General features: G+C 68.4%; 13 protein-coding genes. 3 read left to right on the top strand and 10 right to left on the bottom strand.

The window, feature by feature from the left end:
* Window positions 1-536: 536 nt before the first annotated feature.
* The 5 genes from EV652_RS17865 to EV652_RS17845 are packed head-to-tail and all read right to left on the bottom strand — an operon-like array spanning window position 537 to window position 6,206.
* Window positions 537-1,298, bottom strand: coding sequence for an SDR family NAD(P)-dependent oxidoreductase (locus EV652_RS17865; protein ID WP_132210292.1), 762 nt, complete (start codon window positions 1,296-1,298; stop codon window positions 537-539).
* Window positions 1,299-1,323: 25 nt separating this feature from the next.
* The gene (locus tag EV652_RS17860; protein ID WP_132210291.1) at window positions 1,324-2,592 is read right to left on the bottom strand and encodes a substrate-binding domain-containing protein; all 1,269 of its coding nucleotides are present in this window, start codon (window positions 2,590-2,592) and stop codon (window positions 1,324-1,326) included.
* 55 nt (window positions 2,593-2,647) lie between these two features.
* Window positions 2,648-3,691, bottom strand: a complete 1,044-nt coding sequence (locus EV652_RS17855; RefSeq protein ID WP_132210290.1) for an ABC transporter permease — start codon at window positions 3,689-3,691, stop codon at window positions 2,648-2,650.
* Window positions 3,688-4,698, bottom strand: coding sequence for an ABC transporter permease (locus EV652_RS17850; RefSeq protein ID WP_132210289.1), 1,011 nt, complete (start codon window positions 4,696-4,698; stop codon window positions 3,688-3,690). Before EV652_RS17850 ends, EV652_RS17855 begins: the two co-directional genes overlap by 4 nt.
* Window positions 4,695-6,206 carry a sugar ABC transporter ATP-binding protein gene (locus EV652_RS17845; protein ID WP_158441181.1) on the bottom strand — a complete coding sequence of 504 codons (1,512 nt, stop codon included), beginning with the start codon at window positions 6,204-6,206 and terminating at the stop codon, window positions 4,695-4,697. The genes EV652_RS17850 and EV652_RS17845 overlap by 4 nt, the downstream gene beginning before the upstream one ends.
* 175 nt (window positions 6,207-6,381) lie before the next feature.
* Between EV652_RS17845 and EV652_RS17840 the strand changes: the two genes are divergently transcribed.
* Window positions 6,382-7,344 (top strand): NAD(P)H-binding protein, encoded by a 963-nt coding sequence (locus EV652_RS17840; RefSeq protein WP_158441180.1) that lies wholly within the window; start codon window positions 6,382-6,384, stop codon window positions 7,342-7,344.
* Window positions 7,341-8,930: an FAD-binding oxidoreductase gene (locus tag EV652_RS17835; protein WP_132210286.1), complete on the top strand. Its 1,590-nt coding sequence runs from the start codon at window positions 7,341-7,343 to the stop codon at window positions 8,928-8,930. The genes EV652_RS17840 and EV652_RS17835 overlap by 4 nt, the downstream gene beginning before the upstream one ends.
* A gap of 83 nt (window positions 8,931-9,013) precedes the next feature.
* On the opposite strand, the gene EV652_RS17830 is transcribed toward EV652_RS17835, so the two are convergent.
* The 5 genes from EV652_RS17830 to EV652_RS44070 form a co-directional block, all read right to left on the bottom strand.
* Window positions 9,014-9,859 carry an SDR family NAD(P)-dependent oxidoreductase gene (locus EV652_RS17830; RefSeq protein ID WP_132210285.1) on the bottom strand — a complete coding sequence of 282 codons (846 nt, stop codon included), beginning with the start codon at window positions 9,857-9,859 and terminating at the stop codon, window positions 9,014-9,016.
* A complete protein-coding gene (locus tag EV652_RS17825) occupies window positions 9,856-11,454 on the bottom strand; it encodes an FAD-binding oxidoreductase (protein ID WP_132210284.1) in 1,599 nt (532 codons plus the stop codon). The genes EV652_RS17830 and EV652_RS17825 overlap by 4 nt, the downstream gene beginning before the upstream one ends.
* The gene (locus EV652_RS17820) at window positions 11,451-12,458 is read right to left on the bottom strand and encodes an alpha/beta fold hydrolase (RefSeq protein WP_132210283.1); all 1,008 of its coding nucleotides are present in this window, start codon (window positions 12,456-12,458) and stop codon (window positions 11,451-11,453) included. Before EV652_RS17820 ends, EV652_RS17825 begins: the two co-directional genes overlap by 4 nt.
* A 42-nt stretch (window positions 12,459-12,500) precedes the next feature.
* On the bottom strand, window positions 12,501-13,739 hold the full coding sequence (locus EV652_RS17815) for an acyl-CoA dehydrogenase family protein (protein WP_132210282.1): 1,239 nt from the start codon (window positions 13,737-13,739) through the stop codon (window positions 12,501-12,503).
* Window positions 13,740-13,824: 85 nt separating this feature from the next.
* Window positions 13,825-15,009: a flavin reductase gene (locus tag EV652_RS44070; protein WP_158441179.1), complete on the bottom strand. Its 1,185-nt coding sequence runs from the start codon at window positions 15,007-15,009 to the stop codon at window positions 13,825-13,827.
* A gap of 196 nt (window positions 15,010-15,205) precedes the next feature.
* On the opposite strand from EV652_RS44070, the gene EV652_RS17805 reads away from it, so the two are divergent.
* Window positions 15,206-16,483, top strand: coding sequence for an acyl-CoA dehydrogenase family protein (locus EV652_RS17805; RefSeq protein WP_132210281.1), 1,278 nt, complete (start codon window positions 15,206-15,208; stop codon window positions 16,481-16,483).
* Window positions 16,484-16,509 lie beyond the last annotated feature (26 nt).

The following is a 16,509-nucleotide window of genomic DNA, read 5'->3' as shown; positions in this document are numbered from 1 at the left end:
GACGACCAACTGGCACCACGGCGTACTCCGCGGTGTTCGACAACCTCAACCAGTACGCCGCCCCCCACGTCAACGGCCAGAGCACAGTCGTTGTCGACGGCCATCAAGCACGCGGCGAGTGGTACACCATCGCCTCGCGATGTGACCATCGGCGACGATGGCCGACGCACACTGATGGTCGCCTCGGTCCGCTACCTCGACCAGTACGTCAACAAGACGGCACCTGGTACTTCGCCGAACGCAAACTTCTCGTCGACTGGACCGAAACCCGCCCGATGCACGACTGAAGCCAACGGGCCGGGTAAGGCCCGGAGCTGGTGGTGGCCGGCGATGCCGATCTCATTCGACCGAACCTTCAAGGCCGTGAATGAGAGTGGAGCCTAGCTCGTAGTCGCGGCGGTGCCCATGGAGTCCTCAGACGTTGAGCTGTAGTCGCCCATCTCGTTACCGGCTGCCCAGCGCCGGAGACGTCTCGAGAGGTGGGTACGGCGTGTCCGGGAAGCCGAGATTCCGCCAGACGTGGTGGGGGCTGGCGGTCAGTGCATCACGTAGCCGCCGTTGGGCGACAAGGTCTGGCCGGTGAAGAAGGCCGACTCGTCGCTGGCCAGGAAGAGAATCGTGTTCGCGATCTCGGCTGGGGAGGCTGACCTGCGTTGTACTCCGAGCTCGACGACGGCACGTCGTACGTCTGGGTCGCTGGGGAGCATCGGCGTGTCGGTTGCCCCCGGTGCCACGGCGTTGACGCGGATCCCATCGGACGCTACGAGCGCGGCCACCGCTCTTGTCATTCCCAGCACGCCGGCCTTGGACGCGGGGTACATGGCCGGCAGTGGAAAGTTCGCCAGTGCTCCCACGCTCGATACGTTGATGATGGAGCCGCCGGTGGGACGGTTGCCTCGCATCGCGCGGACGGCTGCTCGCACCGAGTAGAAGGTGCCCGTGAGGTTGACCGCGACGACCTCGGCGAAGTCCTCATCGGTGAGGTCGGCGATGTCGGCCTGGGCTCCCGAGATACCGGCGGCGTTGACCACGACGTCGAGCCCGTCGAACTCGGCGAGAGCGCGCTCGTACGCGGCGTCCACCTGAAAGCTCTCGCGTACGTCGGCAGCAACCGGAAGCACGCGGTCATTCCCGTTCGTCCGCTCCGCGCCGAGGTCCACCGCCACCACAAGGGCGCCCTCGGCAACGAAGCGGAGGACCGTGGCGAGGCCGATGCCCGAGGCGGCACCAGTGATGAGCGCGACCTTGCCAGCCAGGCGGCCGCCGACATGGCGGCCGCCGTTCGATGACGCACTCATGCCGACCTCGATCCCGGGCCGGCCGTCACGCGGTCGACTTGGCGAAGAACTTGGCGAGGTACTCCGCCGGCATCCAAGGCTCGCCGTCCTTGACCTCGCCGAGATCGCTCGGGGTCGCGCCCGCCGGCAGGTAGTCGGCCAGGTTCGCCTTCGTGATCACCGACGGCTCGCGGGTGATCGTGCCGACCTTGGGGCCTCCACCCTGGAGCACCATCATCCCGACGGTGAACCAGGCCTTCGCCTCCTGCGTTCCGTTGCCGCCCGTGCCGGCGGTCTCGTAACCGTTGGTCTCCAGCTTCTTCCAGGACGCCAGTGACGAGGCCGACGCACCGACATCGACCACCTTGGGCGTGTCCCGCCCGGTCGACTCGAACGCGGCGTGGGCGCCCGACCCCATCACGCCGAGCTGCGCCAGCATGTCGATCTTCTGCGGATGGCTGGACAGGAACTTCAGCAGCTCCGCCTTGGCCACCGGCGGCACGAAGGCGCCGTTGACCTCGCCGATCAGCTTCAGGTCCGGGCAGGCGGCGAGGACGTCCTTGACCGCCTTGTAGCCGATCGTCTCCGACGACAGTCCCTGGAAACCACGGACAACCACGACGTTGCCGTTGCCATCAAGCTGCTCGGCCACCAGGGCCGTCGGCTCGGCGACGTTCAGGTAGGCGTTCTCGGCCACGTTGACGGCGTACTTGGAGCGGATGGTCGCGGACAGGGAGACGGTCACAACGCCCTTCTTGCCTGCGGCATCGACCGCGGCGACCATGGCGTCGCCGGACAGCGGGGTGGTGTAGATGATGTCGACCCCGGAGTTGACCAGCTCGTTGTAGCCGCGGATCTGCTCGGCCGGCGTCATCGTCGCAGGATCGGTCATGATCCGCTTGACCAGCTCGCCCTGAACCAGCCCGTTGGCCTTCGCCTCGGCGAAGCTCGCCTCCGTCTGCTTGACGACCGCCGCGGCGAAGGCGTTGGACACAGGCAGGTACGAGAAGCCCACCTTGGCAGGACGGTCCAGCGCTTGCTTGTCCCGCCAGGCGCTCGCGAAGACCTCCTCGCCGTACGCGTTGTAGGCCTTTTGGAGGTCCGCGGGCAGCGCCTTGATGGCACCGTCGGGATCCTTGGGCGCGATGGTCGGCACCTGGCCGCAGGCGCCCGACGCATTCCCCTCAACGGTGTCCGTGCCGCCGCTGACCGTGCCGCTCGCTCCGCCGCAGCCGGCGAGCAGGACCGTGAGAACGATCCCGATGGATGACGCCGCAGCGCGCGTGCGGGCGCGACGGCAGGTGGACCTGTTCATGGGACTGCCTTTCTGGGTTGGTGCTGACGCAGGTGAAGGTCCCCGAGTTGCAGTTTCAGACTTGGTCGCGCAGCCGCCGCTCCCGGCCGTAGACGGCCATCGCGGCGACGATGACGACGCCGTTGAGGATTTGCTGGTCCGCCTCTCCGAAGCCCAGCCCGACGAGCACGGTGGAGACGACGGTGAGCAGCAGTACGCCGGCAGTGGTGCGTGTGTAGCTCCCCGGCCCACCGAACGCGGTCCCACCGAGGACCACGGCGGCGATGCTCTGGAACAGATAGGGGTTGCCCAGCCGGCTGTCGACGTTGCCCGCGAAGCCGGCCAGTACGACGCCGGCCAGCACCGCGAGCGCCGCCGAGATCGCGTACACGGTGATCCAGACCTTCCGCGTGCTGATGTGCGCGAGGTCCGCGGCCACCGGACTGGCACCCGTGGCCAGCAGTCGACGCCCGGGCAGGGTCCGGTGCAGCAGGACGGAGACCACGGCGATCGCGACCGCCCAGACGATGACGACCGGCGGCACCGGGATCCCGAGGGTCGACGACATCGGGGAGCTCAAGCGGGTCACCCAGCCGGGCGCGCCGCCGCCGTAGCCCCCTCCGCTCAGGACCGCGCTCGCGCCGACGGCGATCGAGCCCGCGGCGAGGGTGACGATAATCGGGTGGATGCCGAAGCGGTGACAGGCGTACCCGACGAGGCCACCCATCGTGGCACCGCAGGCGACAGCTATGGTCAGCGTGACGAGGACCGGTACGCCGGGGACGTCGCTGAACCTGGTCACGGCGACGGCACCGACGACGATGAACCCGGCGAGCGACAGATCGATTCCCCGGATCAGCACGACCAATGTCTGCCCGATCGACGCCAGGCCGGTCAGCGCGCAGAGGACCAGGATCGACCGGATGCTGGTCGGCTCGAGGAAGCCCGGCATGGATGCCGCACCCCAGCCGAACACGGCCACGGTGAGCAGGATCTGGACCAGCGGAAACCGACGCTGCAGGGAGAGAAGCCGCTGAGCGGCGGAAGGGGTCACGCGGGCGGTCCGCGTCGCCGCGTCGACGCCCGCCGTTGCGAGCGAACCTTGCTGGGTGGTCATCATCGCCGCTCCTCCTTGAGGTCTCGGGCCGCGATCGCCCCGAAGAGCACCGCGCCGATGAGCACCGCGCCGTAGATCACCTGCAGCCAGGTCTGCGAGACCTGGAACACCCCGAGCAGGCTCTGCAGCAGATAGATCGCGGCGGCACCGGCGAGCGCGTTGGCGATCCCACCGCCCCCGCCCTGGAGCGGGAGCCCGCCAAGCGCGACCGCCGCAACCGCGATGAGGGTGTACGCCGCACTCGTGCCGGACTCGGCCGTCGACACCAGACCGATGAGCACCAGGCCGCCCACAGCTGCCATCGCGCCTCCCAACGCATAGGCGAGCACCCGGACGGGGCCGACGAGCACACCGCTGGTGTACGCCGTGACGTCGTTGCCGCCGACCGACCGCAGCAGGCTGCCGTACGACGTCAGCCTGGTGACCAGCAACCAGCCGGCCGCCGGGATGGCCAGCGCCACCAGCCCACCCGGGACAGGTCCGATTGACCCCGCGAAACTCACCATCCAGGTGCCGGACACGGTGATCGGGCTGGGTGCGAGCTTGAGATCGAGCCCGGTCAGCACGAAGAACATCGCCAGCGTGACGACGATCGGCTGGAGCCGGACGACGACGATGAGCAGACCGGTGAGGGTTCCGATCAGTGCGCCGACGATCATCAGGACCGGCACCGCAACGTAGCCACCGACGCCGTTCGGCTGGAGTTGGGTCGCGTAGAGCAGGCCGCTCAACGTCATCAGCGGGCTGATCGACAGGTCGATACCCCCGCGTCCGCTCATGATCGACGGCACACTCGCCATCGCGGCGATGCCGAGCGGGGCGAGAGCGGCCAACTGGGAGGTGGCCCCGAAGCTGGGCTGCTTCACCAGGTTGGCCACCAGCAGCACGACCGCCAGGACGACCGCGAACAGGTAGGTGTGCCGAGCGAACAGGAACCGGACGCCGCGCGAGCGCGTCGTGACCGGCTCGGGACCGAGGTCCGGCGCGGAAGCCTCGACGGTAGTGCTCATACGCTCACCGCCGCGCCGCCGAAGAAGGCATCGACGAGTCGTTCCCGGTCGAGTTCCGCACGGGACAACTCCGCGGCGAGGGAGCCTTCCCGGAACACTAGGACGCGGTCCATCAGCTCGACGTGCTCGTCGACCTCCGAGGAGAGCATGACGACGGTCAACCCGAGTTGGGACAGCTCGCGGAGCAGCCGGTAGAGGTCTCGCTTCGCGCCGACGTCGATGCCCCTGGTCGGATCGTTCAGGAGCAGGACCTTGGGGTTGGCGGCCAGCCAGCGGGCGATGACGACCTTCTGCTGGTTGCCGCCGCTCAGCGTGGTGATCGGGTCCGAAGTGCGGCCGAACTTGATGTTGAGCCGCGTGACGTACTGACCGAACCGCTGCTCGGCCGAGCGTCCGGACAGCAGCCCCACTCGTGCGTCCTGATCGGCGGTTGCGATCGCGAAGTTCTCCAGGATGGACATCCACGGCAGGATCGACTCCCCGCGCCGGTCCCGAGCGACGTACGCGATGCCGAGCTGCCGCGCGCGCCGGGGGTCGCTCACTCGGTGCTCCTCGCCACCCTCGACCCGTACGACGCCCTCGGTGTCGCCGTGCCCGAGGAGAAGCCGGAGGAACTCGTCCTGGCCGTGCCCCTCGAGCCCGGCCAGCCCGACGATCTCGCCCTGGCGGAACACCGCGTCACACGGGGCTGAGTTCGGTCGCAGGCGAGAACCTCGCACGCGCTGGACGACGGGACCCGCGCAATTGACGTCCGCCGTCGCGCGGACCTCCTCCTGCACGAGGTGCGCGCCGCCCGTCATCAGCCGGATCAGCTCATCATGGTCCCAGTCCGCACCCAGCGTGCCGACCGTCTCTCCCGACCGCAGGACGGTGACGCGGTCGCCGATCTCGCGGATCTCGTCCATCCGGTGCGTGATCAGCACGATGCTCATGCCCTGCGCCGCACGTTCCTTCACCAGACCGAACAGGCGGGTCCGGGTGTCGTAGTCGAGCGCCGACGTGGCCTCGTCGAGGATCAGCACCTTGGGATCGCGCAGCAGCGACCGGGCGATGCAGCAGGCCTGGCGGTCGCTCAACTCCAAGGCACCGAAGGGGACGTCGAGCGGCGGCGGTGTACCGAGTAGCGCCGCGAGGACCTCCGCCGCCCGCTCGCGCCGCCCGACGTCCCGTCGGCGGAGCAGCCTGTCCGCGCCCAGCCACAGGTTGTCGAGCACCGACCTGCTCTCGACGCCGAGCACTTCCTGGAACACCGTGTCGATGCCCGCCCGAAGTGCCTGGGCCGGCGTCCGCGGCGCGAATGGCCGGCCGCCGACCTCGATGGCACCGGCGTCCGGCCGGTGCACACCGCTGAGGATCTTGACCAGCGTGCTCTTCCCGGAACCGTTCTCCCCCACCAGTGCATGCACCTCACCCGGGAGCAGGCGAAGCTTCGCGTCCTGGAGAGCGACTGTCGGACCGAAGTGCTTGCGCAGGCCGTCGACCACCAGGACGTCGCCGAGCTCTGTCATGCGCAGCTCCTGACTTTTCGTATGATTCTCAGACGGTGTGATTGTCGTCTCGTCATACAAAAGGTAGCGTTTGGCTAAACCGCCGTCCATAGGGCGGAACCAACATCCGGAAAGTTCTACGGACGTCACACTGGCCGGCAGGGCCAGGTGCCCAGCGAGGAAGAAGGAGTGCGGCGTGTACCTCATCACCGGTGCCAGCGGAGGGCTGGCCAAGACCGCGGCGGAGATGCTGCTCGAGTCGGTTCCCGCGGATCAGGTCGTCCTGACGACTCGGTCACCCGGCAAGCTTCAGTCCTTCGCCGACCGTGGCGCCCACGTGCGGTACGCCGACTTCGCCGTACCGGACAGCCTCGAGGCGGCCTTCGCAGGGGCGGAGCGGATGCTGCTCGTGTCCACCGCTCAGGTCGGCTCGCGGATCGGCTTCCACCGCAACGCGATCGAGGGCGCCCGGCGTACCGGGGTCGAGTACCTCGCCTACACCTCGATCGTCGGTGCCGGTATCGACGCGAACGACGCCATCGTCTGCACCGAGCACCGCGCGACCGAGGCGATGCTCCGCGAATCTGGGCTGCGGTGGAATGTACTGCGTGACTCCCAGTACGCCGAGGCGGTGGCCTACTTCATCGCTCCGGGTGCTGTCGCCAGGCGAGAGATGGTCGGCGCCTGGGGTGAGGGCACCGTCGGGTTCGTCGCTCGCGAGGACTGCGCAGCGGCCGCCGTCGGTGCGCTGCTCGGCCGGGGCGAGGACAACCGTGCCTACGAGGTCACCGGGCCCGAGGAGCTCACCTACCGGCAGGTCTGCACCATGATCGCCGAGATCAGCGGCGTCGGCATCGAATACGCCCCGATCAGTGACGACGAGCAGTACGCGATCTTCGACGCCATTGGTGTGCCCCGGGAGTATCAGGAAGACATGTCCTCTTCGCCGATCCCGTGGAACAGTGACGACATGGTGTCGTTCAGCCGAGCGATTCGGGTGGGCAACATGTCGTCCCTGAGCGACGCGGTCCAGACGCTGGGGCGGCGGTCGCCACGCTCGATGCGCGCGGTGCTCGAGGAGGCCGCCTCCACCTGGCCGCCTGCGGGCGCCGCCCTGCAGCCGGCACCGGCCGACAGAGTCGAGGAGGCCGCCAGATGAGCGGGACGCCTACCGTCGAGGACACGACGTACCTCAGTGACAAGGCACTGCGGCGCTTTGCCGACGTGCTCGGCGAGGACGGGGTCGTTCTCGGTGAGGGCCGCTTCCACGAGCAGTACCGCGACAAGTACTGGCACCGCGACGACGACAGCTACGACCCGGCAGCGGTGCTTCTCCCCCGCAACACCGAGGAAGTGCAGGCGGTCGTCCGGATTGCCAACGAATTCCAGGTGCCGATCTGGACGTCGTCGCAGGGCCGCAACTACGGGTACGGCGGCTCCTCGCCCCGCGTCAAGGCCACCGTCGTGGTCAGTCTGACGAGGATGAACCGCGTCCTCGAGATCAACCGCGACCTGGCCTACGCCGTGGTCGAGCCCGGCGTGCGGTGGCTCGACCTGTACGACGCCCTGAAGGCGTCCGGCAACGAGGACCTGATGGTGACCGTCCCCGACATCGGCTGGGGAAGCGTCATCGGCAACTCCCTCGACAGCGGGATCACCTACCAGCCGTATGGCGCGGACTTCATGGCGCCCTGCGGGATGGAGGTCGTGCTGGCCAACGGGGAGTTGCTGCGCACCGGGATGGGCGCGATCGAGGACAACAAGTCCTGGCACACCTACAAGCGCGGCCTCGGCCCGGTCCTCGACGGATTGTTTGTCCAGAGCAACTACGGCATCGTCACCAGGATGGGCTATTGGCTGATGCCGCGGCCGGAGGCGTACGCGCCGTTCTTCCTCACGGTGCCGCGGGACCAGCACCTCGGGCAGGCGGTCGACGTCATCCGCAAACTTCGCCTCGACGGCACCCTGCGCGGCGTACCGAGCATGTACAACACCGTGACGCTCGCGGCCCAGTTCCCCGAGGTGGTGGGCCGGTTTGCCGGCGCCGAGGGCGCGTTCAGCGAGGCGACGCTCGACGAGATGGCCGACGCGACCGGCCTGGGCCGATGGGCGTTACGTGGGGCACTCTGGGGCGACAGTGTCATCGTGCATCACCAACTCGACAAGATCCGCACGGCATGGAGTGCGATACCGGGTGGCAAGGTGCTGTTCGAGCGGACGTACGGGCCGGACGAGTACGACCAGCTCCGCACCATCCCCGACAAGTGCCAGGCAGGTCTTCCGGGCCTCGAACTGATCGAGGCCATCCCCGAAGGGGTCGCCCACATCGGCTTCTCCCCCGCGGTCCCACTGGTGGGGACCGACGTGCGCGAGGTCGTGGACCTCTTCGACCGGATCGTCCGCGAGAAGGTCGGCGTCAACGTCGCCGGCGGGCTGCTGATCATCAACGAGCGGACCGCGCTGTACGTCACCGGCCTCAACTACGACTACCGCGACGCGGAACAGTGCCGCAGGGCCTACGACGCGGTGAAGGTACTCGTGGCCGAGGCGGGGAAGCGAGGGTACGGCGAGTACCGCGCGCACCTGGATTTCATGGACCTCGCGGCGGCGCAGTACTCGTTCAACGACCACGCCTACCGGCGATTCGCCGAGACGATCAAGGATGCCGTCGACCCGAACGGCATCCTGTCACCCGGTCGTCACGGCATCTGGCCGCAGCACCTCCGCCACCTCGCCGACCGCTGACCTGCCTGCCGTCGCGTCCGAAGAACCTTGGGTCATATCCCAAGGTTCTTCGGACGCAAGACGACGCCGACAGTCGCGCGGGGTCAGACGGGTGTGGTCGGTGAGGTGGGAGCCGCGGCTCGGTTGAAGGCCGCCTCGATCGCGGTGTTGCGCTCGGCAACCATCGGGTACCACTCCGGATGAGTGACGATGTGGGTCTCGCCACGGGCAAGGGCCGCCAGCACGATGTCACCCACCGCGGTCGGGTCCAGCCAGCGCAGCTTGGCGAGCTCCTCGTTCCTGGAGATGTCGTTCTGCACGAAGCTGCCGCTGTTCGCCTCGGCGGGTCTGGTGCGCAGGCTGTTGGCGATATTGCTCCGGACCGTCCCAGGCGCGAGGACCGCCGCGCCCACGGTGGAGCCCTCCCGCTCCAGCTCGCAGGCCAGCGCCTCGGTGAGTGCCGTGATGGCGAACTTGGTGGTGGCGTACGCCCCCAGCCCCGGCATGTCGGCCACGAAGCCGCCCATCGAGGACGTGTTGACGATGTACGCCGGTTCGCCGTGCTTCTTCAGCAGCGGAAGAAACGTGTGCACGCCGTGGATGACGCCGTAGAGGTTGACGTCGAGGATCCACTTCCAGTCCGCCAGGGTCATGTCCGCGATCGACGACTCCGGGCCCACGCCGGCGTTGTTGAATACCAGGTGCACCTTGCGGAACCGGTCGACGACCTGGTCGGCGAGCGCCTGGACACTGGCGGCATCCGAGACGTCGGTACGCACCCCCAGGGCGCCCATCTCCGTGGCCGCCGCGCTGAGCGGATCCTGCTCGACGTCGGCGATCACCACGTGGGCGCCGCGCTCCACTAGGCGTTGCGCGATGCCTTTGCCGATGCCCGATGCGCCGCCGGTGACGACGGCGACCAGGCCGCTCACATCTGCGATCGCGCTCACAGGTCAGCCTCCCCGTTTCGGTGGGCGCTGGGCCAGACGCCGTGCCGGCCGGGCGAGAGGATCCCGTTCGGGTCCACGGCGTCCTTGATCCGCTCGACGAAGCGCCGGTAGGCGTGATCGTTGAAGGAGTATTGGTCGGCAGCCAGGTCCATGAAGTCCACGTGCGCGCGGTATTCGCCGTACCCGAGCGCACCCACCTCGCGGACCAGCATTTTCGCGGTGTCCACCGCCGCACTGACCTGCTCCTCGGCGCGGGTGTCGAAGCTCAGGCTGCTGACCACGATGGCGCTGCGGTCGTTGATCGGGAAGATCGCGCAGACGAAGTTCGTGCCGGCCCGCTCGGTCACCAGCCGCTCGATCACATCGACGACGCGACGTACCTCGCCGCCGGTCAGCGGTACGACCGGAGAGAAGCCGATGTGACCGACGAAATCCGGGACGACCTCCATTAGGTCCATGCTCGGGATCCCGGCTTGGACCTTCTGCATGAACGTGCTCAGCTCGCCCCACTCGTCGCGCCGGAACGTGCGCTCGTGATCGACCCGAGAGCCTTCGATGCACGCCCACGCCTCCCGGACGCGTCGCAACTGGTGCTCGACGACAGGCCGGTCTCCCCACAGCGCGGTGCGCAGCCCCCATCGCCCGATACCTGTACGCGCGGCGAGCTCATCGAGGGCCTGGTCACTCGCCGGGCCCTCCGCACCCATGAACTCGCCGAGGAGCTCGGGAAACTGGGCAGCCATGGTGATCGTGTTCTGCAGGTTGGGCACGCCGCGGATCACGCCGTCAAGCCGGAGCTCGCGGATGATGTCGACGGCCTGCGCCAGCTGGTCGTCCCGGGGAATGGTCAGGTAGATCGGCGCGTACGCTTCCGGCCGGCGCTGGAGCCAGACCCCCGCGCGCGTCACGATGCCGTAGTTGGACTGCATGAACAGCTGATCGAGCACCGGCCCGAGACCCCGCGGGTAGACGTGCCACGACGGGTTGTCCGGTACTGCGCCCATGCCGGTCCGCAGCAGGTCGCCGTCGGCGAGGACGACCTCCATCCCGCAGAGCTTCTGGAAATCCGAACCGTTGGGGCCGTAGGTGACCCCGTTGTCGAGAGAGTTGCCGATCACGCTTCCCCAGCCGAGGTCGGGGATGGAGCACCACAGATCGCCGTTGCCGCAGGCCTCGAGTGCGTCGTACAGGTCGAACCACCGGACCCCGGGCTCGACGACGGCGTACGCCAGCTCGCGGTTGATCTCCAGCACCCGGTTCATCCGGCGGAAACTGATCAGCAGAGACCCCCGAACCCGGGGCGACGGACCGCCGTAACCGTTGTTGCGTCCCTGCGAGCTGGTCCAGATCGGGATGCCGTCCGCGCTCGCAACCCGCACGATCTCCTGCACCTGTTCGGTCGAACTGGGGAACACCACGGCGGAGGAGTCGTAGGTGCGGTCGCCCTGGAACCAGTACGGATCGCGGTAGGTGTCCCGCTCGGCGTCGGACAGCAAGACAGCGTCGGCGCCGACGATCGCGACCAGGCGGCGTACCGCGCCATCGGGTAGACCGCGGGTGGTCAGATGCGGGTCTGCCCCTGCGGTGCTCGTCATTCTGGACCGTCCAGCTGCTCCAGCCACGCGATGATCGGCTTGACCGTGTCGGATGAGTTGGCCTCCAGGATCAGCCCGTGGCCGTTGCCGACGATGCCGTCGTCCGCGAGGGCCAGCAGTTCCGCGTTGCCGCCGACGGCGAGGAGGAATTCGACCACCGGCGGGGACTGGGCCGCGCTGCTGGACGCGCTGCCTGTCACGACGACGACCGGGGTGCCGGTGAGACCGGGGACGCGGTACCGGGAGGGATCCGCCTTCAGCTGGTCCGGCGACTCGATCGCCGGTTCGGTCGTCAGCTCGGCGTACGTCAGGCCGTAGACGATCTCGCCCAGCCCTGGGATCTCGGCGTACGGCGGTCCCATCGGCTCGATCGTGACGATCCCACGGACCAGCTCGGGTCGCCGGTTCGCGGCCAGCCAGCCACCCGGGCTGCCGGCGGAGTGTGTGATCAGTACGGCCGGGCCGATCAGGTCCAGCAGTGCGGCGAGGCGCTCGCCGTCCAGCCGCTGGCCCTCCGCGAAGTCCGTCAGGAAGAAGCCCATCGCGGAGGTGAGTTGCTTGAACTCCGGCCCGTCGAGCGTGCGGTCCCACGGCCACTGGGTCTGCGTCTCGGCGTCATCAGGGCTCGCGAACAGGAAGCTCGCGAACTCCAGCGGCAACGGCGGCGCGACGGGTCCCAGTACGTCGGGGTGGTGCGGCGAGCGCCCGTGGCCGGGACGGTCGACGACATACACGGCGTACCCGGCGCGGACGAGGTCGTACGCCCAGCCCTGCCGGCCGTCCGGCGTACCGAGCCAGTCGGTGCCCTGTCCGCCGCCGCCGTGGACGAGGACGAGCGGGTAGGGGCGGGTGACCTCGACCGGCGCCATCCACTCGACGTAGAGGGGTCCGCGCGGAAGCGTGCCGTACGGTGTGGATACCTGCTCCCCGGGGACCCAGAAGAAGCCCGTGCGGATCGTGATCGGCTCGACGCTGTCATCGAGGTGCGGCGGTGTGGTGCTCATGGTCGGTCCTGTCTGGCGACGGCAGGTCGGGTTCGGGAGGGATCAACGGGCCTCGGGCGGCGGGATCTCCAGCAGCAGGTTGGCGGTGTTGCGGAAGGCCTGTTCGCGCAGCATCGGATTCCGGTGGGTGACCAGCGAGGTCATATCCCGGAAGATCCGGTCGAACCTCTCGCCCTGCCGCATGGACCCCGAACCGACCACCCGGAGCAGGTCGTGCTCGAGCGTTTCCCAGAGCTGGACGATGAGCTCGCGGACCACGCAGGCCAGGCTCCAGTCGTCGAGGAACGTGTACTCGCGGCTGCCGTCGACGGTGCCCTGGCAGTACTCCGCGTGCTTGGCGATCACCCCGTCGAGGGTCAGCTCGGCAGTCCTGATCTTCGTCCAGGCCGAACCGTAGTGCCGCTGGTAGTCCACGTCGTACAGCCGCAACTGCACGGGCGGCAGCGGTGTCTTGCGGGTGCGCATCAGCCGCTCGAACTCGTCGAGGGCGTGGTAGAGCCCGCCCACCGCAAGGCTGGCCAGGGACAACGTGAAGGTGAGCAGTCCGCGGCCGGCGTACATGGGGTTTCCGTGCAACTGCGAGCCGACCGTGCCGTCCTTCACGCCGATGTCGATCATGTTGGCGTCCTCGATGACGAGATCGGCCTCCACGAAGGCGTCGGTGAACCGGATGCTCTCCGAACCCGTGGACTTGAGACCGATCGAGTCGCCCCAGTTGTGCAGCCGCTCGAAGGTCTTCTCCGGAGCCAGGAACATGCCCATCACCGGAGCCGAGTCGTCCTCCTGCTGGACCATGCACTGACCGAGGTACCACGTCGAGTACGGGATGCCGGAGCAGTAGTCCACGACACCGTTGAGGACGTAGCCGCCCTCGGTCCGCTGCGCCTTCACAGTCGGAGCGGACACCGACGCCGCCCGGAAGTCGCCGTTGCCGAACGCCCGGTCCTGAACGTCCTTGGGGTACCAGGAGGCAACGTGGAGGGCATGGTTGGCGGCCAGCGCGAAGCACCACGCGCTGCCCATGTCACCGCGGGCGAGCTCTTTGCAGACCTCGAAGAACGTCTTGGGCGCGACCTCGAGCCCGCCGTACAGCTTCGGCACGAACATGTCGTAGAAGCGGTTCGCGAGGAACTTCTCGTGGACGTCCGCGGGGATGTGGGTGAGGCGCTCCGCCTCCTCCTGACGGGCGAGCAGCTCGTCCCGCATCGCCCTCGCTCGCTCGACGAGCTCCTCCTCCGAGGGCACGGTCAGGTCGCGCTGCGCGGCGGGTGCTGTGGTCATCGCATCTCCTCAGTGCACACGTGCACGTCATCATCGCTGCCGTCGCAGCGGCAGACATCGGGCAGTTCACGGATCTCGGTACTGCTCATCGGGTCGGCTGAGCCGTCAGAGCGGCGTTCGCGGGTTCGCCACGGAGCAGGTGGTCCTGGTGACGCATCTCCAGCGGACGCTGCGCGTGCTGACGGAGTACGGCGGCCACCCGCGCCAGGTCACCCGCCTCGTAGCCCTCGACCAGCTCGCGGTGGTCGTCGAGCAGCGACCGGGACGCATAGCTGCCCCGGTCGAGCGCGCGCAGGTTGAGTCCCGGCAGACCGAGGCGGCGGTAGGTGTCCAGCAGGATCGCCGACCCTGCGAGCCCGACCATGTACTCGTGGAACCGCTCGTTAGCCTGCACCCAGCCCTCGGGATCGGTGAACCTGCCGTCCTGGACGAAACCGAGGGTGTCCTCCATCAGCTCGCGCAGCCGCGCCAGCTGGTCGGACGTCGCGTGGGCGACCGTCGACTCCGCGACGCCGAGCTCGATGGCGAGCTTGGCCTTGTACACCTCGTCGATGATCGAGTCCGGGACGGGCGTGATGAGATACCTGCCGCCCTCCCGCCGGATGAGTCCCTCGTCGGCCAGTGCCACCAGGGCACGGTGGATGAGGTTCGCGTCCACCCCGAGCTCGCCGGCCCACCGGGCGGTGTCGATGACCTCCTCGACGTCGCTGCCGGCGTCGAGCACGCCGGCCCGGACCTCTCGCAGGACGGAGGCCTCCGGTGCCGTCTGCATCCGCCCGAAGCGGCCGCGGAAATAGGCCAGCGGATGGCCGGGGTACGACGTCGCCTCCTCGACATGCGCGACGAACACGTAGTGGGTGCCGGCCTCGACCTGCTCGGCGACGCGGCAGATCAGGTGGGCGATCGCGCCGACCAGCAACGGTGAACCGTTCGACGCGGTCTCGGTCGGGACCCCGTCGTACTTGTCCGGGACCCGCGAGGCGAAGCGAGTGGCCAGATCCACGTGGTCCTCGGCGAGGACGTTCACCGCGAAGGTCCCGCTGTCGCGCACCGCGGCGGCCGTGGCCGAGCTCCGGTTAAGGCAGACGAGCAGCATTGGCGGGTCGTCTGTCAGCGAGCTGACCGCGCTCGCGGTGCTGCCGAACCGGGCGCCGTTGTTCGCCGTCGTGATCACGGTGACGCCGGTGGCGAACCGGCCGATGACGTCCCGGAACTCCCGGGCGGTGACCAAGGACTGGCCGGCCGGCGCGATGGGTGACGGCGTGGGCATCGAATCAACTCCTTCGGCAGGCCCGCTGGGCCAGCCGCGTGAAAACCCTGTGAACTTCGGTGAGAAGACTGTATGACAGTCGTACGATCGCGTAAAGAGGGCGACATGCCCTGCATGAGCGAGGAGCCGCCTCGACTGGTGCACAGCAGTACATACTTGTAGTATCGTCATACAAAGCAGTTGAGAGGAGAGCTCGATGACCGCGAGCCTGTATGCCTGCGAGTCCGAACCCGACCATCCCGCGGCGGAGGGCGACCTTGGCGCCGGGGCGGGGAAGGATTTGAGCACCGTCGACCACCTGCTCGAGGTGGCGGCCAGGTTGCGCCCGACGCTGCTGGCCGCGCAGGCGGAGCACGAGGCCCTTGGCGGCTATGCGGAGGCGATCCACAAACAGCTCCTCGACGCCGGCTTCTACCGGATGCTTCAGCCCAAGCGGTACGGCGGCCTGGAGTTCTCGCTCGAGGACTTCCTCCGGGTCGGTATCGAGATCTCTCGCGGCGATCCCGGCGTGGGCTGGTCGTTCATCCTCGGCGCCGGACACACGTGGCACGTCGCGTCCTTCTTCCCCGAACAGGCCCAGCGCGAACTCTTCGCAAGCGACCTCATCGCCCCCGGTCGCACCATCCCCCGCGGCCGGGCGGTCCGCACCGCCGACGGCTACCAGCTGGCCGGCACCTGGGACTACTGCTCGGGTTCGATGTGGAGCACCCACGCGATGCTCGTCGCCCCGACCTTCACCGCCGACGACCAGGCGCTCGGGCTCCGGGTGTTCATCGTGCCCCGGTGCGACTACGAGATCCTCGACGACTGGGGCGGCGACCGCACGATCGGGATGCGCGCCTCCAGCTCGAACTCCCTCCGGGTCGAGGCGGCCCTGATCCCAGAGCACCTCAGCGTCGTCTACGACTTCAAGGACCACACGCTCGGCGAGCACGGCACGATCGGCTACCAGCTGCACGGCAACCCGATGTACCTGGGCCGGACCATCGCCTTCTTCAACTGCGAACTGGTCGCCACTCAGGTCGGCGCGGCCTGGGCGGCCTTCGACGTGTTCGACCAGCTGATGGCCGGGCGCCCGGCGAGCTTCCCGCCGGTCATCCCGCGGACAGAGTCGGCGGAGTACCACCGCTGGTACGGCAAGCTGCTGGCCCAGATCGACGCCGCTGAGACCCTGCTGCTCGCCGCGATGCGCCAGTACACCGAGCTGGGCCGGCGCTGGGAGCGCACTCGCCAGGAGTTCACCCCGGAGGAGGACGCCCGACTGCGTGGCGTGATCCTGCAGGGCGCTCAGCTGGCCAACGAGGCGGTCGATCTGGCGTTCGCGACAGCCGGGTCCAGCGCTGCGCGGCTCGGCTCACCGATGGAGAAGTACTACCGCGACGTGGCGATGTTCAAGACGCACATCGCCGCCAAGTGGGACGTCACGTACGGGTCGGTGTCGCGCTACCACTTCGGGCAGCCGCTGACGTTCTGAGACCCGGTTCATCGACCACGGGCAGG

It is taken from the genome of Kribbella steppae, assembly GCF_004342025.1.
Taxonomy (GTDB): domain Bacteria; phylum Actinomycetota; class Actinomycetes; order Propionibacteriales; family Kribbellaceae; genus Kribbella; species Kribbella steppae.
Note: the sequence above shows the minus strand (reverse complement) of the source record. Positions and strands in the feature narration are given on the sequence as shown.

What these genes read in the sequence shown, in the direction of transcription:
- EV652_RS17805 (WP_132210281.1), top strand. Translation starts at nt 15,206, where the DNA reads ATGACCGCGAGCCTGTATGCCTGCGAGTCCGAACCCGACCATCCCGCG.
- EV652_RS17835 (WP_132210286.1), top strand. Translation starts at nt 7,341, where the DNA reads ATGAGCGGGACGCCTACCGTCGAGGACACGACGTACCTCAGTGACAAG.
- EV652_RS17815 (WP_132210282.1), bottom strand. Translation starts at nt 13,739, where the DNA reads ATGACCACAGCACCCGCCGCGCAGCGCGACCTGACCGTGCCCTCGGAG.
- EV652_RS17820 (WP_132210283.1), bottom strand. Translation starts at nt 12,458, where the DNA reads ATGAGCACCACACCGCCGCACCTCGATGACAGCGTCGAGCCGATCACG.
- EV652_RS17825 (WP_132210284.1), bottom strand. Translation starts at nt 11,454, where the DNA reads ATGACGAGCACCGCAGGGGCAGACCCGCATCTGACCACCCGCGGTCTA.
- EV652_RS17860 (WP_132210291.1), bottom strand. Translation starts at nt 2,592, where the DNA reads ATGAACAGGTCCACCTGCCGTCGCGCCCGCACGCGCGCTGCGGCGTCA.
- EV652_RS17865 (WP_132210292.1), bottom strand. Translation starts at nt 1,298, where the DNA reads ATGAGTGCGTCATCGAACGGCGGCCGCCATGTCGGCGGCCGCCTGGCT.
- EV652_RS17845 (WP_158441181.1), bottom strand. Translation starts at nt 6,206, where the DNA reads ATGACAGAGCTCGGCGACGTCCTGGTGGTCGACGGCCTGCGCAAGCAC.
- EV652_RS44070 (WP_158441179.1), bottom strand. Translation starts at nt 15,009, where the DNA reads ATGCCCACGCCGTCACCCATCGCGCCGGCCGGCCAGTCCTTGGTCACC.
- EV652_RS17850 (WP_132210289.1), bottom strand. Translation starts at nt 4,698, where the DNA reads ATGAGCACTACCGTCGAGGCTTCCGCGCCGGACCTCGGTCCCGAGCCG.
- EV652_RS17855 (WP_132210290.1), bottom strand. Translation starts at nt 3,691, where the DNA reads ATGATGACCACCCAGCAAGGTTCGCTCGCAACGGCGGGCGTCGACGCG.